This is a genomic window from Cedecea neteri (assembly GCF_000757825.1).
GTDB classification, from domain to species: Bacteria; Pseudomonadota; Gammaproteobacteria; order Enterobacterales; family Enterobacteriaceae; genus Cedecea; species Cedecea selenatireducens.
This window is the reverse complement of the sequence record NZ_CP009451.1, coordinates 736229-759893: the sequence shown is the minus strand read 5'-3', so window position 1 is coordinate 759893 and position 23665 is coordinate 736229. Positions and strand designations below refer to the sequence as shown.

The window sequence follows — 23665 nt, the reverse complement described above, 5'->3', positions numbered from 1 at the left end:
ATTAAGGGAAAACTATGTTAAGCATTAAAGATTTACAGGTCAGCGTTGAGGACAAAGAGATCCTGCGTGGCTTAAACCTCGAAGTGAAGCCTGGCGAAGTCCACGCCATCATGGGGCCGAACGGCTCCGGCAAAAGTACCCTGTCCGCCACGCTTGCCGGGCGTGAAGACTACGAGGTGACCGGCGGCTCGGTTCAGTTCAAGGGCAAAGATTTGCTGGAGCTGTCGCCGGAAGACCGTTCCGGTGAAGGCATCTTTATGGCCTTCCAGTATCCGGTGGAAATTCCCGGCGTCAGCAACCAGTTCTTCCTGCAAACCGCTCTGAATGCGGTGCGTGAATACCGTGGCCTGGAGTCGCTGGACCGTTTCGACTTCCAGGATTTGATGGAAGAGAAAATCAAGCTGCTGCAAATGCCGGAAGATTTGCTCACCCGCTCGGTGAACGTCGGCTTCTCCGGCGGGGAGAAGAAGCGTAACGATATTCTGCAGATGGCGGTGCTGGAGCCGGAGCTGTGCATTCTCGATGAAACCGACTCCGGGCTGGACATCGATGCCCTGAAGATTGTCGCCGAGGGCGTTAACTCGCTGCGCGACGGCAAACGCTCATTCATCGTGGTCACCCACTACCAGCGCATTCTGGACTACATCAAGCCTGACTTTGTTCACGTGCTGTATCAGGGGCGCATCGTTAAATCTGGCGATTTCAGCCTGGTGAAACAACTGGAGGAGCAGGGTTATGGCTGGCTTACCGAACAGCAGTAACGGCAACGCCCTCCAGCAGTGGCATCATCTGTTTGAGGCACAGGGGACCGGGCGCTCGCAGGTAGCCCAGCAGCATATGCAGCAGCTGCTGCGTCTGGGGCTGCCGACGCGCAAGCATGAAAACTGGAAATACACGCCGCTCGACGGCCTGCTGAACAACCAGTTTGTGCTCGCGCCACAGTCGCCATTGAGCGCGCAGCAGCGTGATGACCTGGCTTTGCCGGTAGATGCGCTGCGGCTGGTGTTTGTTGACGGGCATTTCAGCGCTGAGCTGAGCGATAACGCGGCAGACAGCGGCTTTGCGATTAGCATCGACGATGACAGGCAAACGCTGCCGGCGCCGGTACAGGGTGAAGTTTTCCTGCATCTTACGGAAAGCCTGGCGGAGACGGTGACGCATATCCGCGTGGCGCGTAACACCCAACCTGCGAAAACGCTGCTGCTGATGCACGTTACTCGCGGTAGCGCAGGGCAGGAGATGGCGACGGCGCATTATCGTCACCATCTGGTGCTTGAGCAGGGTGCTCAGGCCACGGTGATAGAGCACTTTGTCAGCCTTGACGATGCGGCACATTTTACCGGCTCGCGATTTACCGTCGAAGTGGCCGCCAACGCGCAGCTCAACCACTATAAACTGGCGTTTGAAAATGCGGCCAGCTACCACTTTGCCCACAACGATCTGCTGATTGAGCAGGACTCGACGGTTCACAGTAACAGCTTCTTGTTGGGGGCGGCGGTACTGCGGCACAACACCAGCACGCAGCTTAACGGCGAGAACAACCAGCTGCACATCAACAGCCTTGCGCTGCCGGTGAATAACGAAGTGTGCGATACCCGAACCTGGCTTGAGCACAACAAGGGTTATTGCAACAGCCGTCAGCTGCATAAAACTATCGTGCGTGATAAAGGCCGCGCGGTGTTTAACGGCATGATCAAAGTGGCCCAGCACGCGATTAAAACCGACGGACAGATGACCAACAACAACCTGCTGCTTGGCCGTCTTGCGGAAGTGGACACCAAGCCGCAGCTGGAAATCTACGCCGATGACGTGAAGTGCAGCCACGGTGCGACCATTGGGCGTATTGACGACGAGCAGATGTTCTACCTGCGCTCGCGCGGTATTAGCGAACGGGCCGCGCAGCAGATGATTATCTTCGCCTTTGCCGCAGAGCTTACCGAAAGTATTCGCGACGAGGCCTTAAAACAGCAGGTGCTGGCGCGTATCGCCCGGCGCTTTGCAGGGGGCAAGGCATGAGTTTTTCAATTGAGCAGGTCAGGGCGGATTTCCCTATCCTGAGCCGCGAGGTCAACGGGCAGCCGCTGGCCTACCTCGACAGCGCTGCCAGCGCGCAGAAACCACAGGCGGTGATTGACGCCGAGCTTGAGTTTTACCGCAACGGCTACGCTGCGGTGCATCGCGGCATTCACACGCTGAGTGCAGAAGCTACCACGCTGATGGAAAACGTGCGTAGCCAGACGGCACGGTTCATCAACGCTGCTAAACCGGAAGAAATTGTCTTTGTCCGTGGCACCACAGAGGGGATAAACCTCGTGGCCAACAGCTGGGGCAACGCCAACGTGCAGGCTGGGGATAACATCATCATTAGCGCCATGGAGCATCACGCTAACATCGTGCCGTGGCAGATGCTGTGTGAACGTACCGGCGCGGATCTGCGCGTTATCCCGCTGAACCAGGACGGTACGCTGCAGCTTGAGGTTTTCCCGACGCTTATCGACGAGCGCACAAAGCTATTGGCCATTACGCACGTTTCTAACGTGCTTGGCACCGAGAATCCGGTCAAAGAGATGATAGCCACGGCTCATCAGGCTGGCGTTAAAGTGCTGGTGGACGGCGCGCAGGCCGTAATGCACCACGTGACCGACGTGGCGGCGCTGGACTGTGATTTTTATCTCTTCTCCGGGCACAAAATTTATGGGCCGACCGGCATCGGCGTGCTCTATGTCAGGGAGAGCATTCTGCAGGATATGCCGCCGTGGGAAGGCGGGGGTTCGATGATTGCCACGGTCAGCCTGACCGAAGGCACAACCTACGCCGCAGCGCCGTGGCGCTTTGAAGCGGGTACGCCAAACACGGCCGGTATCATCGGGCTGGGTGCCGCGCTGAGCTACGTTGAGGGGCTCGGTATGGAGGCGATTGGCGAGTATGAGCGCTCGTTAATGCGCTACGCTCAAAACGCGCTCAAGGCCGTTCCTGACCTGGTCGTTTATGGCCCTGACGAACGCCGTGGCGTGCTCGCATTCAATCTCGGTAAACACCATGCCTATGACGTCGGCAGCTTTCTCGACAACTACGGCATTGCGGTGCGTACCGGTCACCATTGCGCGATGCCGTTGATGGCGTTTTACAACGTGCCTGCCATGTGCCGTGCCGCTTTTGCCATGTACAATACCGAGCAAGAAGTGGATCGCCTGGTCGCTGGCCTGCAGCGTATCCACAGCCTGTTAGGATAACGGAGACGGTCATGGCCACGCTGCCGGATAAAGAAAAACTGCTAAAAAACTTCAGCCGCTGTGCGAACTGGGAAGAGAAGTATCTCTACATTATTGAACTGGGTAGCCGCCTGCCGGAACTGGCGGCGGACCAGCACAAGCCGGAGAACATTATTCAGGGCTGCCAGAGTCAGGTGTGGATAGTCATGCACCAGCAGCCTGACGGGGTGATTATGCTGGAAGGTGACAGCGATGCCGCTATTGTTAAGGGGCTTATCGCTATCGTGTTTATTCTCTATCAGCAGATGACGCCGCAGGATATCGTGGCCTTTGATGTGCGACCGTGGTTTGAAAAAATGGCGCTCGCTCAGCACCTGACGCCGTCCCGTTCCCAGGGGCTGGAAGCGATGATTCGCTCAATTCGCAACAAAGCCTCCACTCTCAGCTAAGTTTAGCTAAACTTAATCATACCTATGGTCCTGTTTTGCGAGGTGGTTTTCCGCCTCGCTTGTTTTCAGCCTGCTGGCGCCCGCCAGCGCGACTACAGGAATAAAAAGTATGAAATACGCGTCTTTACTCACACTCGCCATCATCGGCGCGCTTAGCGCCATTCAACCCGCTTTAGCCCTTGATTATCCCTTACCGCCAGAAGGCAGCCGCCTGATTGGTCAAAACCAGACTTATACCGTCCAGGAAGGCGATCGTAACCTGCAGGCCATTGCCCGGCGTTTTGACACCGGCGCGATGCTGCTGCTTGAGGCGAATAACACCATCGCGCCGGTGCCCAGGTCCGGCACGGTGCTGACCATTCCCAGTCAGCTTCTGTTGCCCGATGTCCCGCGTGAAGGCATCGTGGTGAATCTGGCCGAACTGCGACTCTATTACTTCCCGCCGGGCCAGAATATCGTGCAGGTTTACCCGATTGGCATCGGCCTGCAGGGGCTGGAAACGCCGCTGATGACCACGAAAATCGGGCAAAAAATCCCTAATCCAACCTGGACCCCGACGGCGGGTATTCGCCAACGTTCGCTGGAGAGAGGGATCAAGCTGCCGCCTGTCGTGCCCGCGGGGCCAAATAACCCGCTGGGGCGTTTTGCCATGCGTCTGGCATATGGTAACGGGGAATATCTGATCCACGGCACCAGTGCCCCGGACAGCGTTGGGCTGCGCGTGAGTTCAGGGTGCATCAGGATGAACGCGCCTGATATTAAGGCGCTGTTCGAGCAGGCAAGAACGGGGACGCCGGTACGGGTGATTAACGATCCGGTTAAATTCTCCGTTGAGCCAAACGGCGTGCGCTATGTCGAAGTGCATCGGCCGCTTTCCCATGATGAGCAGCAGAATACCCAAACCATGCCTTACGTGCTGCCGGCCGGCTTTAGCGAATTCCGTGGCGGTGACGGCGTGGATAAACCTTTAGTGGAGAAGGCGCTGTACAGGCGTGCAGGCTATCCGGTGGTTGTGTCAGCCGGGCAAACGCCTGCGGCGGCGACAGCCGTGCAGTCGGCTAAGAATGGGGTGGTGAATGCGGAAGAGGCGACGAGCGCCACGCAGTAGCGATAAGAGGTAAAACGACAGGCAAAAAAAATGGCGCACATTGTGCGCCATTTTATACCAGTGACTCTTACTTACGGTAAGAGTGAGCCTGGTTGTCCAGACGCTGGTTAGCGCGAGCTGCGTCGTCTTTAGCAGCCTGAACGTCAGAACGCACTGCGTTCACGTCGTTGCTCAGCTGATCAACTTTAGCGTTCAGAGTCTGAACGTCAGAAGACAGTTGATCGATTTTAGCGTTAGAAGAACAACCTGCCAGCATAGTAGAAGCCAGGATTACCGCGCCCAGTACCAGTTTAGTACGATTCATTATTAATACCCTCTAGATTGAGTTAATCTCCATGTAGCGTTACAAGTATTACACAAACTTTTTTGTGATGAGAATAAATTTTTGTTGGGAATACCCTTAAATTTGATCGTTCGCTCAAAGAAGCACCGAACCGAGCCGGAAAGTTAAAAAAAACAGAGAAAACAGGGGAGTTTCATCGGATTCATCTTAATAAAAAGCAGGCTTAAATAGTAAAATTCGATTTGCTTTTTTATTAAGATCTGTTTGCTGCGGATATAAAAAAAGCGCCCGAAGGCGCTTTTTGGCAATTAAACTTGTTAACAAGTCAATTACAGAACATGTACCGACGCGGTGTTGGTGGTGCCGCTTGGGACCAGCGCGCCAGAAACCATCACCACGATGTCGCCTTTGCGAGCCAGGCCGCTTTCCAGCGCCACTTCTTTACCCATACGATAGAAGTCGTCGGTAGAGGCAATTTCTTTCACCATCTGCGTCACAACGCCTTTGCTCAGCACCAGCTGACGCGCGGTCACTTCGTTGGTGGTCAGCGCCAGGATGGTCGCGTTAGGGAAGTATTTACGCACGGCCTTCGCGGATTTACCGCCCTGGGTGGCAACCACGATCAGCGGCGCTTCCAGCTTCTCTGCGGTTTCAACAGCGCCACGGCAAACGGCTTCGGTGATGCGCAGTTTACGGCTGTCGTTGTTGTTGTCCAGACGGCTGCTCATCACGCGGTCGGTACGTTCGCAGATGGTTGCCATGATGGTCACAGCTTCCAGCGGGTATTTACCTTTTGCAGACTCACCGGACAGCATAACTGCGTCGGTGCCGTCGATGATGGCGTTAGCAACGTCACCGGCTTCCGCACGGGTAGGGCGTGGGTTTTTGATCATAGAGTCGAGCATCTGGGTCGCGGTGATAACCACTTTACGTGCACGAACACATTTCTCGATCATCATCTTCTGCGCGAAGATAACTTCTTCAACCGGGATTTCAACGCCCAGGTCGCCACGAGCAACCATGATGCCGTCAGACGCTTCGAGGATTTCGTCGAAGTTGTTCAGGCCTTCCTGGTTTTCAATTTTGGAGATGATCTGGATCTTCTCGCCGCCGTGAGCCTTCAGGTGCTCACGAATTTCAACCACGTCAGAACGCTTACGGATGAAGGAAGCAGCCACGAAGTCAACGCCCTGCTCGCAGCCGAAGATCAGGTCTTGTTTGTCTTTTTCAGCCAGCGCTGGCAGCGCGATGGACACGCCCGGCAGGTTAACGCCTTTGTTCTCGCCCAGGTCGCCGTTGTTCAGCACTTTACAAATTACTTTGTTACCTTCGATGGCGGTAACTTCCATGCCAATCAGGCCATCATCGACCAGTACGGTGTTGCCAACGGACAGATCGTTGGTGAAACCTTCGTAGGTTACCGCAACGATTTCGCTGTTACCGACTACGGATTTGTCGGTGGTGAAGGTAAAGGTTTGACCGGCTTTCAGCGCAACGTCGTTACCGCCTTCCAGCTTGATGGTACGGATTTCTGGGCCTTTGGTGTCCAGCAGGATAGCGGCTTTTTTACCGGTTTTAGCGACTACATTGCGCAGGTTTTTGATGCGCTGACCGTGTTCTTCATAGTCACCGTGGGAGAAGTTCAGACGCATTACGTTCATGCCCGCGTCGAGCATTTTGGTCAGCATCTCTTCAGATTCGGTTTTTGGACCGATGGTGCAAACGATTTTAGTCTTTTTCATGACAGTCTTATCTATAAGTTGAGGAGGATTGTTAAAACTCGGTTCCGGAAGACAGGGCTGCCGGAGCTTAAAAGAATACTGTGGTGTTGAACGTGGCACCTGGTAAGGATAGGTGACAGAAATAAAGCGTGCAGAGGAAAGTGTGCTTGTGGTTCAGCCGGGGAAAGCGTCAGACAATGTTGTTGTATAAAAAAGGAGTCCAATGAGCTGAAACCATTCAAGTTAAGAACGCGCGTAGTATAGATAAAGTTGAGTGGAAAAGGAACCAAAACCGCTGATTCAGCGACGGAGTGCACAGTTTTACAGCGAGTTGTTATCGGGGCGTTGCAAGATGTTTGTGGGGTTTCGGAAGTAATGAAAAGAAAAAGAAATGGTGCGTTCAATTGGACTCGAACCAACGACCCCCACCATGTCAAGGTGGTGCTCTAACCAACTGAGCTATGAACGCACTGGGTATGACTGATAAAAAAGTAAGTCATTGAGTTTGTTACTTTTTTAACTTCCACAGCGGGAAGTGACATTATTATGACTGGCGATTTGGGCGTTGACAAGCCCTGTTTTTGCCGTCTGATGAATGTTTGAGCTTTTTAGTTATTGTTCTGGCTGGCTTTATTCGCGCCGCGGCCGCCAAAACGTGTATCAGGCAAACGCGGGGGACAATCTCATGAGGACCATTATGGGCGCCGCATTTTCTGTCTGTCAGCGTGTGGCTAGATGCTCCACCAGGCTGTCGATAAACAGCCTGACTTTGGCCGGCAGATGTTTTCGATTAGGGTACACCACGTTCATGCTCAGAGGCGCGCCGCCTGATTCTGGCAGCACAGGCACCAGAGTGCCCTCTGCGACATACCGGGCCACCAGAAAAGCAGGCAGAAAAGCGATGCCTAAGCCTGCAACAGCGGCGGCGCAAATAGCTTCTCCACTGTCGAAGCGGATCCTGCTGTGCCCTTCAACCACCACGTTTTCATTGCCGGCCGTGAACAGCGTCCAGTCAGCCGTTTGCGGGCTCAGGCCGTAAATCAGGCGCTGGTGCAGGCGAAGATCTTCCGGCACGCCCGGCACGCCAGAGCTGGCCAGATAGTCCGGAGAGGCAAAAAGATGAGGGCGAATGCGCTGCACGGTTCGTGCAATAAGCTGCGAATCTTTCGGCAAATTGCCCAGTCGTAGGCTGAGATCGAACCCCTCTGCGACGAGGTCCACCACGCGGTCGGTGAAGTTGACTTCAATATCCAGCCGGGGCCACGTCGCCAGGGTGTGTTTCAGAAAGGGCAGTAGCACAACTTTGCCCCACGTTTCCGGGACGCTGAGCCGAAGCACTCCGCTGGGGCTGGAAAAATTCTGCCGGATGCTGGCTTCTGCTTCTTCAATATCCTGCAAAATCTGCGCACAGCGCTCATAAAAACCGTAGCCATCGCGGGTCAGAGCGACGCTTCGCGTTGTGCGGTTAAATAGTCGTGTTTCCAGCTGTGCTTCGAGGCGTGCAATCGCTTTACCCGCGGCGGAACGGGTTAATCCCAGCGCTTTTCCTCCGGCGACAAAGCTCCCGCTTTCCGCGATGGCCACGAAAACACGCAGGCTGCCGAGATCGAGTTCTGAATGGTTTTTAGCGCCTGAGCGGATCGGCATTGGTGAACCCTTTTCGTCAAATCATTGAGCATAATCTTTTTTGTTTAATCACAGTAGACAATGGAGAAATAAATGCTTCCTGATAACGCCCAGGCAGCCCTTAAGGGCTGGATAAAAGCCGCCGGGCCGGTTGTGAAGAAGGTGTATGGCCAGTCTGATACCGACTGGAAAGAGGTTCGGGCTGAGTATGTGAAACAGCTTGATAAATTGTTCCCTGCCGTGGAGGGTGCAACCTTTGCTCACGTCAGCCTGGGCGGCGTTGGGACAATGTTGGTCACGCCTGCGGAGGTCATTGATGGCCGGGTGATGCTTTACATTCATGGCGGTGGCTACGTTCACGGTGGGGTAGAAGCCTATCGGGGATTAACCGGACGTTATGCTTGCGGCCTGAAGGCTAAAGTGTTTGCGGTTGATTATCGTCAGGCGCCTGAGTTTCCTTTCCCGACGCCAATTGATGACGTATTTCAGGCCTACCGAACCTTGCTTGAGCAGGGTATAAATCCGCGCTCGCTGACTATCTCGGGGGATTCTGCCGGTGGCGCGATGGTTGTCACGCTGATGCGTAAAGCGCGCGATGCGGGCCTTGCATTACCCGCCGCCGCCGTGGCGATTTCGCCGTGGGCTAACTTAACGCATAGCGGCGCATCTGCAACGGTTCGGGATGGGCTGGATCCTTTATGCAGCGTAGCTTTCCTGAACCAACTGGCCCGAAGTTTTCTTGCCGGAGAGCTGCCCACACATCCGGACGCCTCTCCGGTTTTTGCCGATGTACAAGGACTTTCTCCCACGCTGATACAGGTTGGTGAAAACGAGGTGATGCTGAGCGACGCCATTCGCCTTGCGTCCCACATGAGCGAAAGCCGGGTTCGCACCACGCTGGAAGTTTGGCCGGAAATGTTTCACGTCTGGCATTTGTTTGCCGGGATATTGCCGGAGGCAGACCAGGCGCTGAGAAACGCGATAAGATTCCTGGAAGATGCGCTAAACCCGGGCAATATCGGGTGAGATAAAAATGATTCATCTGCGGGCGTGCGGATTGCGCGCCTTTGAATAATGGGGAGAGAAAGTCGTGTCAGACAGAGAAATTATTATGCCACCGTCCATGCAAGTGCTTGCTGAGCGGGCGGGTTATGCGCCCGCGGTGGTGGTAGGCAACACGGTTTATTGCGCGGGTCAGGTGGGGCGCTCGCCTGATTTACAGGTAATCACTGACCCAAGGGCGCAATTTATGGCCTGTTGGGAAAACCTGCGTCTGGTCCTGCAGGCAGCGGGCTGCAGCTTTGAGGATGTCGTGGAGATGACGACTTACCACGTAGACATGAAGGAACATATGGATGTTTTTCGGGAGGTGAAAGATGCCCTATTCCCGAGAGGGCACTGTGCCTGGACTTGCGTCGGGGTGTCCGAACTGGCTCGCCCGGGGCTGCTGGTAGAAGTGAAATGTATTGCTGTGAGAAGATTGGCGTAGCATAAAAAAACCGGCTGAGTAAGCCGGTCTTTTTATCAGATTTTGCAGGCGTCGCCGCAGTCGTCATCGGCCACTACGGACTGAGCTTTTTTGTCTGCGTCTTCCTGGCGCTCGGCGTTGCGCGCTTCGGCTTCATCTAATCCGGAAAAAACCAGATTATCGAGATCGATTTCCATAGGTCACCTGTCGTGGTTTAGTGAATAACTCGCTTTATGATATGCAACCTTTCGGGCTTTCGCATCCCAAAACACCGCCGGACGCTCAAAACGCTAAAATTGACGTTTTCATGCGCTACGGCTTGCGTGTAAAAATGAAATTTGGAGTTTATCAGGTTGAAGAAAAGCGAATACAGAAGGGAACTGCTTTAGCAAATATGGTGCGTCCGAGTGGACTCGAACCACCGACCCCCACCATGTCAAGGTGGTGCTCTAACCAACTGAGCTACGGACGCACTGAATATCTGAAAATGGTGCGTTCAATTGGACTCGAACCAACGACCCCCACCATGTCAAGGTGGTGCTCTAACCAACTGAGCTATGAACGCATTGTTGTCTTGGCGACAGCGGGGACGAATATTAGCGATACACCTCGGGGCTTGCAAGGGGAAACTCGCAATTTTATTCCAGATTTCACGCAATTGCCGAGCATCTGCGCAGAGTGTTGAGAAAGTAGCCGCTGACGCGGCCACTTCTGTTTAATTAACGTGCAGCACGCTGCAGGATAGTGACGGAAGGCTGACGTTGCAGCCAGCGCATGCGCAGCATCATCAGAATAGCGGCGGAGGTCAGGCCGACAATAAAGCCAATCCAGAACCCTGCCGGCCCCATCGGTTCAACCACCCAGTCGGTAAGCGCCAGCACATAGCCGCTCGGCAGACCGAGCACCCAATAGGCGATAAAGGTGATAAAGAAGATCGAACGCGTATCTTTATAGCCGCGCAGCACGCCGCTGCCGATAACCTGAATCGAGTCGGAGATTTGATAAATCGCCGCCAGCAGCATCAGGTGCGCAGCCAGCGCCACAACCGCCGGGTTGTCGTTATAAAGCAGTGCGATGTGCTCGCGGAAGGTGACGGTAAACAGCGCCGTACACATCGCCAGGCAAATCGCCACGCCAACGCCGGTGCGGGCGGCGACCTGCGCGTCCAGGGTTGAGCCCTGGCCAAGGCGGAAGCCAACCCGGATGGTCACCGCTGCGCCTAATGAAAGCGGTAACACAAACATCAGCGAGCTAAAGTTAAGCGCAATCTGGTGGCCGGCAACGTCGGTAATGCCGAGTGGAGACACAAGCAGGGCGACGACGGCGAACAGCGTCACTTCGAAGAATAACGCCAGCGCAATCGGCAGCCCAAGCTGGCTTAAACGTTTAAGCACCGCCCAGTCCGGTTTACTGAAATCGTCCGGGTTTTTAATGTCGCGCATCGAGCGGGCTTTCTTGATATAGGAAAGCATGCTGAAGAACATCACCCAGTAAACCGCCGCCGTTGCCACACCGCAGCCCACGCCGCCCAATTCCGGCATGCCGAAATGGCCGTAAATAAAGATATAGTTAACCGGAATGTTCACCAGCAGGCCAATAAAGCCCATCACCATGCCAGGCTTGGTTTTTGCCAGGCCTTCGCACTGGTTACGTCCTACCTGGAAGAACAGATAACCCGGTGCCCCCCAAAGCAGCGCGCGCAGGTAACGTACGGCTTTATCCGCCAGTTCCGGATCGATGTTGTGCATGGCATGAATGATATAGCCCGCGTTCCAGAGCACCACCATCACCAGCACGGAGACCATGCCGGCCAGCCAGAATCCCTGGCGAACCTGGTGTGCAATGCGCTCGCGTCGGCCCGAGCCGTTAAGTTGCGCCACGGTTGGCGTTAAGGCCAATAGCAGCCCGTGGCCAAAGAGAATTGCGGGCAGCCAGATAGAGGTGCCGATGGCAACGGCCGCCATGTCGGTAGCGCTGTAGCCACCGGCCATGACGGTATCGACGAATCCCATTGCGGTTTGAGCGACCTGCGCGATGATGACAGGTATCGCCAGGGCAAGGAGCTGGCGAGCTTCGGTGAGGTACTTCTGCATATTTACACCTGATTATTTTTATATGTATTAGAGACTAAAAAAGCCGCCAAAACAGGCAGCAAGAAGATGAACAGGGGAGATAGCCAGTCTATTGTAGCGAGAGTTTATTTATACGCCAGTCAAAAATATAGCGTGAGCACGAGGAGCGCTGGCAAGCTTATTTTCCAACTGCTAAAGTGCGAAAATGTCTGTTAAAGGCGGTAGCGTTACCGCATGTGATTTACCAGGAGTTTTTAGATGTTTACAGGTATTGTGCAGGGCACGGCTACCCTGGTTTCCATCGATGAGAAACCGAATTTCCGCACCCACGTTATTGATATGCCAACTGAAATGCTGCCAGACCTTGAAACCGGTGCTTCGGTAGCGCACAACGGCTGCTGCCTGACGGTGACCGAAATTAACGGGAATCACGTCAGCTTTGACCTGATGAAAGAGACGCTGCGTATTACCAACCTCGGTGAGTTAAACGTGGGCGACAGCGTTAACGTAGAGCGTGCGGCCAAATTTAACGATGAAATCGGCGGCCATTTAATGTCGGGCCATATTATGACCACGGCAGAAATTTCTAAAATTCTGACCTCAGAAAATAACCGCCAAATCTGGTTTAAGATTCAGGATAAAGCCCTGATGAAATACATCCTTTATAAAGGATACGTGGGCATCGACGGTATTAGCCTGACGGTGGGCGAGGTGACCGCAACGCGTTTTTGTGTACACCTGATCCCAGAAACGCTGGAGCGTACTACTCTCGGCGCTAAAAAGCTGGGGCAGCGCGTGAACATTGAAATCGACCCGCAGACCCAGGCGATTGTCGACACCGTTGAGCGCGTGTTGGCCAGCCGCGAGGCGGCGCTGGTGGCGGCAATTCCTGCCGGCGAATAAACGTTTCAAGCCATAACAAAACGGGGCCATTTGGCCCCGTTTTTGTTTGTTAGTCCTGCTCGTTAAACCCGTTTTCTGCGGCGGTTTTCATAAACCATTCGCCGCTTTTCTTGATGGTACGCTGCTGGGTATTGAGATCCAGCGAGACAAATCCATAGCGGTTTTTGTAGGCGTTGCACCAGGACCAGTTATCAATAAAGGTCCACATATGGTAGCCAAGACAGTTGCTGCCCTCGCTGATGCCTTTATGCAGCCACTTCAGATGGTCGCGGACGAAATCGATGCGGTAATCATCGTCTATCTGCCCGGCCTTGATAAAGCGCTGCTCGTTTTCCACGCCCATGCCATTTTCTGAAATATAGCAGGCCGGGTTGCCGTAGTTTTCGCGCAGATTGGTCAGGATATCGTAGATCCCACGCTCGTAAATCTCCCAGCCGCGATAAGGGTTCATTTTGCGCCCAGGCATCTCATAGGACTCAAAGAACCACTCCGGCATAAACGGACTCTCCGGGTTAACCAGCGTGTCGCGGCATTTAATGCGGCGCGGCTGGTAGTAGTTAATGCCGAGCAGGTCTACGACGCCTGCGGCAAGCAGGGCTTTATCTTCCGGCTGGCAGGCCGGCAGCTTATCGTGCTCTTTCAGGAAGGCAATAAGCTCTGCAGGGTATTCGCCACGCAGCGCCGGGTCGAGGAAGCTGCGGTTGAACATCAGGTCAGCCAGGTTTGCCGCCTTCACGTCTGCAGGGTTCTGCGAGCGCGGGTAAGAAGGCGTTAAGTTAAGAATGATGCCAATCTGGCCGTCGTCATTACGCGCGTGGTAAGCCTTAACCGCTTTCGCATGGGCAATCATGGTGTGGTAGGCCACGGTTACCGCGCGGTTGAAATCCACCACGTTAGGATAGTGGTAGTCATAGAGGTAGCCGCATTCAACCGGCACAACCGGCTCATTAAAGGTAAACCAGTGTTTCACGCGGTCGCCGAACAGTTCAAAGCAGGTATTGGCGTAGGCGGCATAAGCGTCAACCACTTCACGGCTTTCCCAGCCACCTTTTTCCTGCATCACCATTGGCATATCAAAATGGTACAGGTTAATAAACGGCTTAATGCCCTGGGCTAGCAGCTCGTCTATCACCTTATTGTAGAACTCCACCGCCAGCGGGTTGACTTCGCCGGTGCCGTCCGGGATCAGGCGAGCCCAGGAAATCGAGGTGCGGAAGGTATTATGGTTGAGCTTTTTCAGCAGGGCGATGTCCTGCTTCCAGCGCTGATAGAACGTGGAGGTATTTTGCGGCCCGACGCCGTGGTGGAAACGGTTCGGCTGCTCGGCGAACCATCGATCCCAGATGGTTTCAGACTTGCCAAAATTCAGCGCTTCACCTTCGGTTTGTGGGCCGGAAGCGGCGCTGCCCCACCAGAAATGCTCAGGAAATGCGTATTTCATCGTTATCCTCACGGTCAGGCCTGTCATCTCCGACAGGCAATCATTTATTCGGTCAATGTCGTGATTGTCTGTGATTGATGAAACCGGTTTCTATGGCAGGAAACGATATCTGTTAAGCAGATCAAGCCGCCACGCTCAGACAGGCCTAAACCTGTGAGGCTAATCACATTGGTGCGCAAGGAGAGACAATTGAAAATGAAAAAACCCGGCAAACGCCGGGCTGGTTTTAGCGAGGAACGCGCAGACCGTGCTCGATGCCGCGGCTGAAGACTACCTGCCAAAGTTGGATATCGCGTGCCCGGAAAGCACCGGCGCAGGCGTTCAGGTAGTAGCTAAACATCCTTTTAAAGCGTTCAGAGTAGTTATCGGCGATTTCCGGCCAGCTGGCGAGAAAACGTTCGTGCCAGGCCATCAGCGTTTTGTCATAGTCGGCGCCGAAGTTGTGCCAGTCTTCCATCACAAAATGCGGCTCGCTGGCGTCGGCAATCTGACGCACAGAAGGCAGGCAACCGTTAGGGAAAATGTACTTATTAATCCACGGATCGACGTTGTTGTCGGTCTTTTTAGAACCTATCGTGTGCAGCAGGAAAATACCGTCTGGTTTGAGATTGCGGTCGGCAACCTCAAAGTAGGTGGCATAATTTTTTGGCCCAACGTGCTCAAACATCCCGACGGAGACAATGCGGTCAAATTGCTCATTCAGGTCGCGGTAATCCTGCAGAAGGATGGTCACATCCAGGCCTTTGCAGCGCGCCTGCGCCATTTTTTGTTGTTCCGCAGAGATGGTGACGCCGAAGACTGAAACGTCGTAGTTTCGTGCGGCATACTCGGCAAGACCGCCCCAACCGCAGCCGATGTCCAGCAGCTTCATGCCGGGTTTAAGCTGAAGTTTTTCGCAGATCATTTTGAGCTTGGCGTCCTGCGCTTCGCTGAGATTGGTGGCTTCTTTCCAGTAGCCGCAGGAATACTGCATGTGCTTGTCGAGCATTCGGTTGAACAGGTCGTTGCCGAGATCGTAATGTTCTTTGCCGACTATCCAGGCGCGTTTCTTCGACTGCAGGTTAACCAGCCTTGCCGCCGCGATACGCAGGGTATCTTTGAAATGATGGGGCAGTTGATTTTCCAGCCCGGCGCGCAGGACTTTGGTGAAAAAGATATCCAGCCGTTCGCATTCCCACCAGCCGTCCATATAGCTTTCGCCAAGGCCGAGGGAACCTTCCTGCAGAACGCGTTTAAAAAAATCCGGGTTTTTAACCTGAATATCGAAAGGGTTTGAGCCGTTGAGCGTAATACCTGCCCGACTCAGCATTTCATTTGCGATACGATACCATTCGTTATCTCGTACGCTCACTTCTTCTATACACGATGAACTCATAGCTTCTCCATCACCTTGTTGTGATCAGAACCTTAAAACAGCGTAGACGCTATTCACGGCTTGTGAGAACTCTCACGGAAAAATCCGCGTGCCTGATATCCGACGTAGAACAGAGAAAGGAAGGATTCTCCCTTACTGAAAGGCCATCCATGGAAAAACGGAAGCGCTCCGGCTTCCGCAAAAATAAAATTGATAAGGCTTATAGCAGAACCGCCATTACTATAAGCCCGTTTTATTGAGGGTTCAACGGAATATTGTTAGCAAGCTAATCACACAATATTCACATTATCGCTGCTGTTACTGTGCGTTAGAAAACTCACGGCGAGTCTCGCTTTCAGCCTCACGACCGGCCGTTTTCTGCAGGGCATACCCCAGCGCGGCAAGCAGGATAGTCGCCAGCATCACGCTGGTGGTGGTGATAAGCGGGGTCGTCACCAGCCAGGAAACCATCAGGCTTGCGAGGAAGCAAAGCCCAAGCTGAAGGGTGTTTTGCAGCGCTGCTGCTTTCCCGGTTGCCTGCGGGAACGGCAGCAGCGCAGAGGCGACAACGATCGGGTAGATGGCACCGTTTGCCGCAGCCATGATGCAGAACGGGATCAGCAACAGCGTCAGGTCAGCATAGCCGCTGACCGCCACGCCCCACGTCGCCACAACGCTCAGGGCATAAAGCGCTAGCAGCCACGGCAGCAGTTGCTTGCCGTTCCATTTTTGCAGCGCGCTGCGGCAGCCATAGCCGCCCACCAGGAAAGCGACCGTCTGCGGCATATAGCTCAGGCCAATCGCTGCCGGGCCGTAGCCCATCTCATTCAGGATAAACGGCGAGCCGGTCAGCCAGGCGAAGAAGCTGGCGGAGCAGGCGGCGTAAATCAGCACGTTACCGCCGTAAATACGAGAGCGTAATAAAGAGAAGAAGCTGACCTTGTTGTCTGCGGTTTGCTCGTGGTGCTGAGTACGAGGCTTGAGGCGTAGCGTAGGGATCATCAGCAGCAAAGCGATGGCAAACAGTACGGCAAAAATGGCCTGCCATTCAAAATGGTTCAGCAGCCAGCTTCCCAGCAGCGGTGCCAGCGCCGGAGAAAGCCCTACCAGCGGCATAATCGTGGCAAAGATACGGCCTGCACGGTTGGCCGGGTAATAGTCGGTTACCAGCGCCTGCCAGCTGACCGCGGCGGAACAAACGCCCACGGCCTGGATAAAACGCAGGACCAGAAGCGACGTTGCATCCCGCACCCAAAGCATCCCGATGCAGCCGACGGCAAACATCGCCAGGCCAATCAGCAGCACGGGTTTACGCCCGAAACGATCGGAAAGCGGCCCCCAGACAAGCTGGGCAAAGGCAAAGCCCGCCAGGAACAGGCTCAGGCTGGCGCTCACCGCCGAGGCGTTAGTCCCCAGGTCTTGCTGAATGGCCGCAAAGGCGGGCAGGTACATGTCTGTGGCGAGAAAGCCGAGTACGCTCAGGCCAGCCAGCCAGATAAGAAATCCCTTTGATGGTTGCATATTTCACTCTTGATTTTGATAGCAGGTTAACGGGGCAGGAGTCTACGGAGTGCAAAACCGCTTGTGAAACGCTAATATTTGCGCGTTGCATTCAAATTTTTTGCAGGCAAAAAACATGTGGTCTGAATATTCTCTCGAAGTCGTGGATGCCGTGGCGCGCAACGGTAGTTTCAGCGGGGCAGCGCAGGAGTTGCATCGTGTGCCTTCTGCCATCAGCTATACCGTGCGCCAACTTGAAGAGTGGCTGGCCGTACCGCTGTTTGAACGACGTCATCGGGACGTTGAGCTGACCGCCGCTGGGGCTTTCTTTCTTAAAGAAGGGCGTTCTGTTATCAAAAAAATGATGGCAACGCGCCAGCAGTGCCAGCAGATAGCCAACGGCTGGCGCGGGCATCTCTCCATCGCGGTAGATAATATCGTGAAGCCGGAGCGTACTCGCCAGCTAGTGCTCGATTTTTATCGTCATTTCCCGGACATCGAGCTGAGGGTGTTTCAGGAGGTTTTCAACGGCGTGTGGGATGCGCTGGCGGACGGGCGCGTTGAGGCGGCGATAGGCGCAACGCAGGCGATCCCCGTCGGAGGGCGCTACGCGTTTCGGGACATGGGCGCACTGAGCTGGCGCTGCGTGGTGGCGGCCGATCATCCGCTTGCGCAACACGAGGAGATCATCCTTGATGATGAAATTCGGCCCTGGCCGTCGCTGGTGCTGGAGGACACGTCCCGCTCGTTGCCCAAGCGCATTACCTGGCTTCTGGACAACCAGCGCCGCGTGGTGGTGCCGGACTGGGCGTCGGGCGCCGATTGCCTGACGGCAGGATTATGCATTGGCATGGTGCCCACGCACATTGCGAAACCGTGGCTCGAACGTGGCGACTGGAAAGAGTTGAGGCTGGAGAACCCGTTCCCGGATGCGGCCTGTTGCCTGACGTGGCGGCAGGATGACGCCTCGCCTGCGTTGAGCTGGCTGCTGGACTATTTAGGGGACAGTGAGACGATGAATCAGGAATGGCTCCAGGAGCCAGGGACTGAATCCCGGGCTCCTGAAGAGGCTTAGCGGCGGTAATCGCGGAACGGGCCGTCGGCCACCGAGCGGCGTTCGATGAGGCGCGGATGGACTTCTATGGTCTGCGACTCTTCCCGTTTGTTGATAATGCGGTCGAGCAGCATGTTAAAGGCCGTTTCACCGAGGCGTTCTTTTGGCTGATGGATAGTGGTCAGCGCCGGAGAGAAATAGCGGGCGTTGCGCACGTTATCGTAGCCGATAATCGAGATATCCTGCGGCACGCGCAGCCCCATCTCATCCGCTGCGCAAATCGCACCCATTGCCATAATATCGCCGCCGCAGAAGACCGCAGTAGGACGATGTGGTTGATTAAGCAGCTGCTGCATGGCGCGATAGCCAGATTCCGGCTCGAAGTCGCCCTGAACCACCCAATTTTCCGGCACTTTGATATTGGCTTCTTCAAGCGCTTTCAGGAAGCCAGCGTGACGACCACCGCCGGTGTTACGCTCCAGCTGGCCCGGGATCGCGCCGATGTCGCGGTGTCCGCGCTCAATCAGGTAACGGCCTGCGAGATAACCGCCGTGGAAGGCGTTATCGACCACGGAGTCGGTAAAATCGGCGCGGGCTTCGCCCCAGTCCATCACCACCATAGGAATATGACGGTACTCTTCCAGCGTAGAGAGCAGGGTCTGTGGATATTCGGAGCACATGACCAGCAGGCCATCGACGCGTTTTTGCGCCATCATCGACAGGTAGGCTTGCTGCTTCTCAAAGTTGTTGTGCGCGTTGCCGAGGATCAGGGTGTAGCCTTTGGCGAAGCAGCTGTTCTCAACCGACTCGATAATTTCAGCAAAATAGGGCGCTTCGCTGGAGGTCGCGAGCAGGCCAATCGATTTGGTGTGGTTGACCTTCAGGCTGCGCGCCACGGCGCTCGGCGAATAGTGCAGCTCTTTGATAGCTGCCCAGACGGCGTTGCGCGTCTCTTCCGCCACAAAACGGGTCTTGTTAATGACATGTGACACAGTGGTAGTGGAAACGTTTGCGCGCTTCGCTACGTCCTTAATGGTTGCCATTAGATGTCACTCCAGACCATATCGTAAACTCCTGATAACTCATGTGTTAAACGTTTGCCTTCGCTAACTCCTGGGGCAACACGTTGGTTGCAGGCCTGTCGGGGATGCGACATACAGCGGGAGGAGGGCGTTGCCGGGCGATACGCGGTAAATTAGCGAAGGATTTTGGCTTATCCCGGGGCAAAGTGGAAGAGGGAAAACCGATATCTGTGCAAAACCAGCAGGATTTTTATCGTTAATTGTGGGAAAATCATCCCACTTACGCTTTGTAGGGAAATAAAAGGAGCTTACGATGAGTACCGATCTGAAGTTTTCCGTAGTGACTACGGTTATCGTACTGAGTCTGATTGTTGCCGGGGCGTTAACCGCCGTACTGCACTGATTTAATAAGGGCCGCAAAAAGCGGCCCTTAATACAGGTCAAAACATCACTGAAAATCAGCCTGCCAGGTTTTGCGCAACAAAGTTCCAGTTAACCAGCGCCCAGAATTGGTCCAGATAAACCGGGCGCGCGTTGCGGTAGTCGATGTAGTAAGCGTGTTCCCAGACGTCCACTGTCAACAGCGGTTTTGCCCCGGTTGTGAGCGGAGTTCCTGCGTTAGAGGTCGAGACGATAGCCAGGCTACCGTCGCTGTTCTTCACAAGCCAGGTCCAGCCGGAGCCGAAGTTTTTGATAGCCGCTTCGGTGAACTGTTTTTTAAATGCTTCCACGCTGCCAAACGCGTTATTGATGGCGGCCAACACTTCCCCGTCAGGCTCTCCCCCGGCGTTTGGCGCCAGGCAGTGCCAATAGAACGTATGGTTCCAGACCTGAGCGGCATTATTGAAAATACCGCCGTCAGACTCTTGCACGATCTCTTCCAGCGATTTCCCTTCAAACGGGCTGCCTTTGACGAGGTTGTTCAGGTTAGTGACGTAGGTCTGATGATGCTTGCCGTAATGGTACTCGAGGGTTTCGGCCGAGATATGCGGGGCCAGCGCATCTTTGGCATAGGGCAGGGCGGGTAGTTCGAACGACATTGCTTCACTCCTTGTTATTTTGCTTCACAATATAACTACATTTTGTGTGGATATAAGGTTAACAAATTACGGGAGTGCGAAAAAGCGAAATGAAACAACAAAATAAAACAGCCCGTTGCCGGGCTGTTAACGTTTAAATCAGTTTGATGCGGATAAGATTAACGAATGGTTTTTGGCGTCATGACCCGGCGGGCACCCACATAATGGCGCTGCCAGTAATCTTCGCTCAAAGAAGTAATTTGGATATCGCGGCCGCTGCGAGGAGACTGAATAAATTTACCGTTGCCGACGTAAACGCCAACGTGGTCAGCCGTGCCGCGGCCCTGAGTACGGAAGAAGACCAGGTCGCCGCTTTCCAGTTCGCCGCGGTCAACGGAAGAGGCATCACGTAGGTGATACATTTCGTTGGCGGTGCGTGGAATACGGATGTTCACCAAATCTTTATAAGCGTAATAAATTAGCCCGCTGCAGTCGAAGCCCGTGCGGGGAGAAGTGCCACCCCAGCGGTATGGTTTGCCAATTTGCCCCATCAGCTTATTCATGGCCGTTTTTTGCGCTTTCTGCACTCTCACCTTATGCGCCTGAGCGATGGTCAGATTCTTTTCAGACTTCACCTTCACGCACTGCTTTTTATGCCCTTTACGATGGGTGCATTTTTCAGTGTAGGCAAGGGTGGCTGCGGCTGGCTGTACGGCTATTTTCTGAGAGGTTTTTTTGCTGCTGGTTTTAGCGAGGGTGGTGCTTTTGCCTGAGGCGCTGCGTTTTGCAACTTTGGCTTTTACCGGCGATGCGTCTTTTTTACCGGACTTCTTTGTGGAGGCTGTGCTGCTTTTTTGTTTGGCCTTTGTTTTCTCTTTGCCCTTGTTGCTTTTACCGGAAGTTGTTTTCGCCGTGTGGCTTTTCTGTGCAACAGGGTGGCGGACGTGCTCGGACGCCTGCGTCAAAGGTGTATAGGGCAAAGCAAATAGCAGAGCACATAGCGTGATAGAGATTTTATTTATCCGCGCCACTCGTCAATCCCCTGATAAATGAAGGCAAGATGCTAACCATCATGCCTGCGTATGATTTTTGCGAAACCCGACGATTCTAATGCATAAAAGCCGATAATGTTAATAGGCAAATACTATTTAACGGTCAAAAGTGGAAGCTATAGCTAGAAAATTAATCATTACCGGGCGTTATCGGCTGTTTTATTGATCGCGGATGAGGCAAATTGCTCATTTTCGAGCACCGTAAAAGTGTTATTCTTAAAGCATGTTTGCATGCCCCGGCAGTTCAGAAAAACCCTGCTAAAAATGGTGTTTTCTGGCCGGGGTGCAACTGGCTACAATGACAGGCTATTGCCGTATCAAGGTTTGAGGAAGCAAGACAATGAGCACTATTGAAAAAATTCAACGCCAGATCGCTGAGAACCCAATTCTTCTGTATATGAAAGGCTCCCCGAAGCTGCCGAGCTGCGGCTTCTCCGCTCAGGCCGTTCAGGCACTGTCTGCCTGCGGCGAGCGCTTCGCCTACGTGGATATTCTGCAGAACCCGGACATCCGCGCCGAGCTGCCTAAATACGCTAACTGGCCAACGTTCCCACAGCTGTGGGTGGACGGTGAGCTGGTCGGCGGCTGCGACATCATCATCGAGATGTACCAGCGCGGCGAATTGCAGGCGCTGATCAAAGAAACCGCAGAAAAACATAAATCTGAAGAGCCAGGCGCAGAGTAATCTCGTCAGGCACTAAAAAGCGGCCCGGAGGCTAAGGCCGATCGTTTAAGGATTGGTTGACCGATCCGGTGGCTGGTGTAAAAAGGGTTCATGTTCATCATGGACCCTTTTTAAATGGAACTTTTACACGCTCTCGGCATTATCAATCTTACTGCACCCGACGAGGTTCAGAGCCTCGCTGACCTGCCTTCCCCCGACCTCATCCAGCAGGCTTTTACCTTCACTGATACCGTCACCCTGCGCTAGCGGAAACTCCCTCTTGAGTCCATGGTCTGGCTGGTTATCGATATGGCCATCTTCAACAATATACCCATGAGTCATATCGTTAATCTGCTGGATATTGTTGACCGTACCGGACGTTCCTTCACCGCACCCGCAGAAAAAAGTTGGGTGAGGATGCCATCCGGGCGCTGTTTGATATCACTCAGTGACACTGGCATAAAGAAGCAATACATCCTCTCTGGCACGGGCTGACACTCAATGCCGTCGACGGCGTGGTCTGGCATACGCAGGACACGCCTGAAAATGCAGAGGCTTTCGGCAAGGCCTCCAACCAGCATGGTGATCGCGGATATCCGCAGGTTCGCATGGTCTGTCTGATGGAGCTCAGCAGTCACCTGCTGCGCGCGAGTGTGTCAGGCCGCTATGACATAAACGAAATGCGCCTGGCGGCGCAACTGGCAGAAAGCGCTCCGGATAACAGTATTACGCTGTTCGATAAGGGGTTTTACTCTTTGGGGCTGTTGCAGCCCTGGCATAGTGCGGGCGAAAATCGCCACTGGTTAACGCCGCTGAAAAAAAACACGCAGTACGAAGTCGGCCGTAAACTCGGCAAACAGGACGAGCTGATACGACTGAAAACCACGCCACAGGCCAGAAAACAGTGGGAAGGTCTGCCGGAAGAACTGACCGGGCGGCTAATCCGTCGCAGGGTCAATGGCGTGGAGCGGCAGGTGCTGACGTCAATGACCGATGCGATGCGTTATCCCGGCCGCCAGCATGGCGGAGCTTTATAAGCATCGCTGGGAAATCGAGTTGGGGTATCGCGAAGTTATTACGTTTATTAATCGGACTGCCGTGGTCATCTCCGGGAGCGATCCCGGGTCATCTGAAACACTTTTACAGCAATGCAGCGATGCTGAAACTGCCCTCGAGACAGGAGCGGGAGTATGTGAGAGAAGTGAGGGAGAAAAGGTCAAAACATCCCTTAAAAAACAATGTCGGTCATATTAAGTGACCGGCATTAACCCTCCACCCTCCCTTTTTTGCCATGCCCGGAATGCCCCCTGGCGACGCATATTTATCCCGGGTAACGCTTTACCCTGCGTGACCGCCCGGGCTCAGGGAGAATAATATCCCCGTAGCTCTTAAAGGAGTTCCCGATGATGTCTGTTTTCAGCCACACCCCTTCGGCCACGGTCCTCGACAACCGCGGCCTGAGCGTGCGCGATATCGCGTACCACCGCCATCCGGATACCCCGAACGTTACTCGGGAGCGCATCGCCCGCCACCGGTACGACGCCCGCGGCTTCCTGACCCAGAGCGCCGACCCGCGTCTGCACGCCGCCGGCCGGCCGTTTATTGCCGTCAGCAACATCTGTACCGCCGGGGCAAGGGTGCTGCAGGACCTGCGCTACGGGTACGACCCGGTGGGCAACGTGCTCCGCGTGCGCAACGACGCCGAAGAGACCCGCTT

Annotated in this window: 22 protein-coding genes, 3 tRNA genes and 2 pseudogenes; 13 read left to right on the top strand and 14 right to left on the bottom strand. The window is 54.4% G+C overall.

Translation table 11 applies throughout. The features are described 5' to 3' along the window. The first annotated feature begins 14 nt into the window (after nt 1-14). The 5 genes from sufC (at nt 15) to ldtE (ending at nt 4769) form a co-directional block, all read left to right on the top strand. A complete protein-coding gene (gene sufC, locus JT31_RS03305) occupies nt 15-761 on the top strand; it encodes a Fe-S cluster assembly ATPase SufC (RefSeq protein WP_038473260.1) in 747 nt (248 codons plus the stop codon). After that, nucleotides 736-2016, top strand: a complete 1281-nt coding sequence (sufD, locus tag JT31_RS03300; protein WP_038473257.1) for a Fe-S cluster assembly protein SufD — start codon at nt 736-738, stop codon at nt 2014-2016. Before sufC ends, sufD begins: the two co-directional genes overlap by 26 nt. Continuing rightward, nucleotides 2013-3233: a cysteine desulfurase SufS gene (sufS, locus tag JT31_RS03295; protein ID WP_038473255.1), complete on the top strand. Its 1221-nt coding sequence runs from the start codon at nt 2013-2015 to the stop codon at nt 3231-3233. Before sufD ends, sufS begins: the two co-directional genes overlap by 4 nt. 11 nt (nt 3234-3244) lie before the next feature. After that, entirely contained in the window at nt 3245-3661 is a 417-nt protein-coding gene (sufE, locus tag JT31_RS03290) for a cysteine desulfuration protein SufE (protein ID WP_038473252.1), read from the top strand. A gap of 109 nt (nt 3662-3770) precedes the next feature. Beyond that, nucleotides 3771-4769 (top strand): L,D-transpeptidase LdtE, encoded by a 999-nt coding sequence (gene ldtE, locus JT31_RS03285; protein WP_038473249.1) that lies wholly within the window; start codon nt 3771-3773, stop codon nt 4767-4769. Between the two features lie 67 nt (nt 4770-4836). Here the strand turns inward: ldtE and JT31_RS03280 are convergent, their stop codons facing one another. The 4 genes from JT31_RS03280 to JT31_RS03265 form a co-directional block, all read right to left on the bottom strand. Further along, the gene (locus JT31_RS03280) at nt 4837-5073 is read right to left on the bottom strand and encodes a major outer membrane lipoprotein (RefSeq protein ID WP_008456504.1); all 237 of its coding nucleotides are present in this window, start codon (nt 5071-5073) and stop codon (nt 4837-4839) included. A 308-nt stretch (nt 5074-5381) separates the two neighbouring features. Beyond that, the gene (gene pykF, locus JT31_RS03275) at nt 5382-6794 is read right to left on the bottom strand and encodes a pyruvate kinase PykF (protein ID WP_038473246.1); all 1413 of its coding nucleotides are present in this window, start codon (nt 6792-6794) and stop codon (nt 5382-5384) included. A 371-nt stretch (nt 6795-7165) separates the two neighbouring features. Then, nucleotides 7166-7242, bottom strand: a tRNA-Val gene (locus tag JT31_RS03270). A gap of 251 nt (nt 7243-7493) precedes the next feature. After that, nucleotides 7494-8420, bottom strand: coding sequence for a LysR family transcriptional regulator (locus JT31_RS03265; protein ID WP_052048960.1), 927 nt, complete (start codon nt 8418-8420; stop codon nt 7494-7496). 72 nt (nt 8421-8492) lie between these two features. Between JT31_RS03265 and JT31_RS03260 the strand changes: the two genes are divergently transcribed. Together JT31_RS03260 and JT31_RS03255 are read left to right on the top strand one after the other, a co-directional pair. Further along, nucleotides 8493-9425 carry an alpha/beta hydrolase gene (locus JT31_RS03260; RefSeq protein ID WP_038473243.1) on the top strand — a complete coding sequence of 311 codons (933 nt, stop codon included), beginning with the start codon at nt 8493-8495 and terminating at the stop codon, nt 9423-9425. A 64-nt stretch (nt 9426-9489) separates the two neighbouring features. Further along, nucleotides 9490-9888, top strand: coding sequence for a RidA family protein (locus JT31_RS03255; protein WP_038473241.1), 399 nt, complete (start codon nt 9490-9492; stop codon nt 9886-9888). Between the two features lie 35 nt (nt 9889-9923). Here JT31_RS03255 and JT31_RS23655 read toward each other — a convergent pair whose 3' ends face one another. From JT31_RS23655 to mdtK, 4 genes are all read right to left on the bottom strand, one after another. Further along, entirely contained in the window at nt 9924-10064 is a 141-nt protein-coding gene (locus JT31_RS23655; protein WP_144244023.1) for a hypothetical protein, read from the bottom strand. 198 nt (nt 10065-10262) lie between these two features. Beyond that, nucleotides 10263-10339: transfer RNA gene (locus JT31_RS03250), tRNA-Val, on the bottom strand. Between the two features lie 16 nt (nt 10340-10355). Next, nucleotides 10356-10432 (bottom strand) — tRNA-Val (locus JT31_RS03245). A gap of 154 nt (nt 10433-10586) precedes the next feature. After that, a complete protein-coding gene (gene mdtK, locus JT31_RS03240; protein ID WP_038473238.1) occupies nt 10587-11960 on the bottom strand; it encodes an MdtK family multidrug efflux MATE transporter in 1374 nt (457 codons plus the stop codon). Between the two features lie 237 nt (nt 11961-12197). On the opposite strand from mdtK, the gene JT31_RS03235 reads away from it, so the two are divergent. Then, entirely contained in the window at nt 12198-12842 is a 645-nt protein-coding gene (locus tag JT31_RS03235; protein WP_038473236.1) for a riboflavin synthase, read from the top strand. A gap of 49 nt (nt 12843-12891) precedes the next feature. Here JT31_RS03235 and JT31_RS03230 read toward each other — a convergent pair whose 3' ends face one another. The 3 genes from JT31_RS03230 to punC form a co-directional block, all read right to left on the bottom strand. After that, on the bottom strand, nt 12892-14283 hold the full coding sequence (locus JT31_RS03230) for a glycoside hydrolase family 1 protein (protein WP_038473234.1): 1392 nt from the start codon (nt 14281-14283) through the stop codon (nt 12892-12894). A gap of 226 nt (nt 14284-14509) precedes the next feature. Beyond that, nucleotides 14510-15658 carry a cyclopropane fatty acyl phospholipid synthase gene (gene cfa, locus JT31_RS03225; RefSeq protein ID WP_038473231.1) on the bottom strand — a complete coding sequence of 383 codons (1149 nt, stop codon included), beginning with the start codon at nt 15656-15658 and terminating at the stop codon, nt 14510-14512. Between the two features lie 297 nt (nt 15659-15955). Then, complete coding sequence (gene punC / locus JT31_RS03220; RefSeq protein WP_038473228.1) at nt 15956-17158, bottom strand: purine nucleoside transporter PunC; 1203 nt, start codon at nt 17156-17158, stop codon at nt 15956-15958. Between the two features lie 115 nt (nt 17159-17273). On the opposite strand from punC, the gene punR reads away from it, so the two are divergent. After that, nucleotides 17274-18212, top strand: a complete 939-nt coding sequence (gene punR / locus JT31_RS03215) for a DNA-binding transcriptional activator PunR (protein ID WP_038473225.1) — start codon at nt 17274-17276, stop codon at nt 18210-18212. Here the strand turns inward: punR and purR are convergent. Next, nucleotides 18209-19234: an HTH-type transcriptional repressor PurR gene (gene purR / locus JT31_RS03210; protein ID WP_038473223.1), complete on the bottom strand. Its 1026-nt coding sequence runs from the start codon at nt 19232-19234 to the stop codon at nt 18209-18211. The two genes, punR and purR, sit on opposite strands and share 4 nt — an antisense overlap. A gap of 292 nt (nt 19235-19526) precedes the next feature. Between purR and JT31_RS23645 the strand changes: the two genes are divergently transcribed. Then, a complete protein-coding gene (locus JT31_RS23645; RefSeq protein WP_008456477.1) occupies nt 19527-19616 on the top strand; it encodes a YnhF family membrane protein in 90 nt (29 codons plus the stop codon). A gap of 55 nt (nt 19617-19671) precedes the next feature. Here the strand turns inward: JT31_RS23645 and sodB are convergent, their stop codons facing one another. Continuing rightward, nucleotides 19672-20253, bottom strand: coding sequence for a superoxide dismutase [Fe] (gene sodB, locus JT31_RS03200; protein ID WP_038473221.1), 582 nt, complete (start codon nt 20251-20253; stop codon nt 19672-19674). 158 nt (nt 20254-20411) lie between these two features. Further along, the gene (locus JT31_RS03195; protein ID WP_038473219.1) at nt 20412-21263 is read right to left on the bottom strand and encodes a C40 family peptidase; all 852 of its coding nucleotides are present in this window, start codon (nt 21261-21263) and stop codon (nt 20412-20414) included. 361 nt (nt 21264-21624) lie between these two features. On the opposite strand from JT31_RS03195, the gene JT31_RS03190 reads away from it, so the two are divergent. From JT31_RS03190 to JT31_RS24225, 3 genes and pseudogenes are all read left to right on the top strand, one after another. Beyond that, complete coding sequence (locus JT31_RS03190; RefSeq protein ID WP_008456474.1) at nt 21625-21969, top strand: Grx4 family monothiol glutaredoxin; 345 nt, start codon at nt 21625-21627, stop codon at nt 21967-21969. Nucleotides 21970-22083: 114 nt separating this feature from the next. Then, nucleotides 22084-23206, top strand: a pseudogene (locus tag JT31_RS03185) (IS4 family transposase). A 145-nt stretch (nt 23207-23351) separates the two neighbouring features. Further along, a pseudogene (locus tag JT31_RS24225) lies at nt 23352-23576 on the top strand (hypothetical protein); the annotation flags it as partial. Nucleotides 23577-23665: the final 89 nt, after the last annotated feature.

What these genes read in the sequence shown, in the direction of transcription:
- punC (WP_038473228.1), bottom strand. Translation starts at nt 17,158, where the DNA reads ATGCAACCATCAAAGGGATTTCTTATCTGGCTGGCTGGCCTGAGCGTA.
- cfa (WP_038473231.1), bottom strand. Translation starts at nt 15,658, where the DNA reads ATGAGTTCATCGTGTATAGAAGAAGTGAGCGTACGAGATAACGAATGG.
- JT31_RS03235 (WP_038473236.1), top strand. Translation starts at nt 12,198, where the DNA reads ATGTTTACAGGTATTGTGCAGGGCACGGCTACCCTGGTTTCCATCGAT.
- JT31_RS03265 (WP_052048960.1), bottom strand. Translation starts at nt 8,420, where the DNA reads ATGCCGATCCGCTCAGGCGCTAAAAACCATTCAGAACTCGATCTCGGC.
- pykF (WP_038473246.1), bottom strand. Translation starts at nt 6,794, where the DNA reads ATGAAAAAGACTAAAATCGTTTGCACCATCGGTCCAAAAACCGAATCT.
- sodB (WP_038473221.1), bottom strand. Translation starts at nt 20,253, where the DNA reads ATGTCGTTCGAACTACCCGCCCTGCCCTATGCCAAAGATGCGCTGGCC.
- JT31_RS23645 (WP_008456477.1), top strand. Translation starts at nt 19,527, where the DNA reads ATGAGTACCGATCTGAAGTTTTCCGTAGTGACTACGGTTATCGTACTG.
- JT31_RS03230 (WP_038473234.1), bottom strand. Translation starts at nt 14,283, where the DNA reads ATGAAATACGCATTTCCTGAGCATTTCTGGTGGGGCAGCGCCGCTTCC.
- mdtK (WP_038473238.1), bottom strand. Translation starts at nt 11,960, where the DNA reads ATGCAGAAGTACCTCACCGAAGCTCGCCAGCTCCTTGCCCTGGCGATA.
- JT31_RS03260 (WP_038473243.1), top strand. Translation starts at nt 8,493, where the DNA reads ATGCTTCCTGATAACGCCCAGGCAGCCCTTAAGGGCTGGATAAAAGCC.
- sufS (WP_038473255.1), top strand. Translation starts at nt 2,013, where the DNA reads ATGAGTTTTTCAATTGAGCAGGTCAGGGCGGATTTCCCTATCCTGAGC.
- JT31_RS03280 (WP_008456504.1), bottom strand. Translation starts at nt 5,073, where the DNA reads ATGAATCGTACTAAACTGGTACTGGGCGCGGTAATCCTGGCTTCTACT.
- sufE (WP_038473252.1), top strand. Translation starts at nt 3,245, where the DNA reads ATGGCCACGCTGCCGGATAAAGAAAAACTGCTAAAAAACTTCAGCCGC.
- sufC (WP_038473260.1), top strand. Translation starts at nt 15, where the DNA reads ATGTTAAGCATTAAAGATTTACAGGTCAGCGTTGAGGACAAAGAGATC.
- purR (WP_038473223.1), bottom strand. Translation starts at nt 19,234, where the DNA reads ATGGCAACCATTAAGGACGTAGCGAAGCGCGCAAACGTTTCCACTACC.
- ldtE (WP_038473249.1), top strand. Translation starts at nt 3,771, where the DNA reads ATGAAATACGCGTCTTTACTCACACTCGCCATCATCGGCGCGCTTAGC.
- JT31_RS03190 (WP_008456474.1), top strand. Translation starts at nt 21,625, where the DNA reads ATGAGCACTATTGAAAAAATTCAACGCCAGATCGCTGAGAACCCAATT.
- punR (WP_038473225.1), top strand. Translation starts at nt 17,274, where the DNA reads ATGTGGTCTGAATATTCTCTCGAAGTCGTGGATGCCGTGGCGCGCAAC.
- JT31_RS23655 (WP_144244023.1), bottom strand. Translation starts at nt 10,064, where the DNA reads ATGGAAATCGATCTCGATAATCTGGTTTTTTCCGGATTAGATGAAGCC.
- sufD (WP_038473257.1), top strand. Translation starts at nt 736, where the DNA reads ATGGCTGGCTTACCGAACAGCAGTAACGGCAACGCCCTCCAGCAGTGG.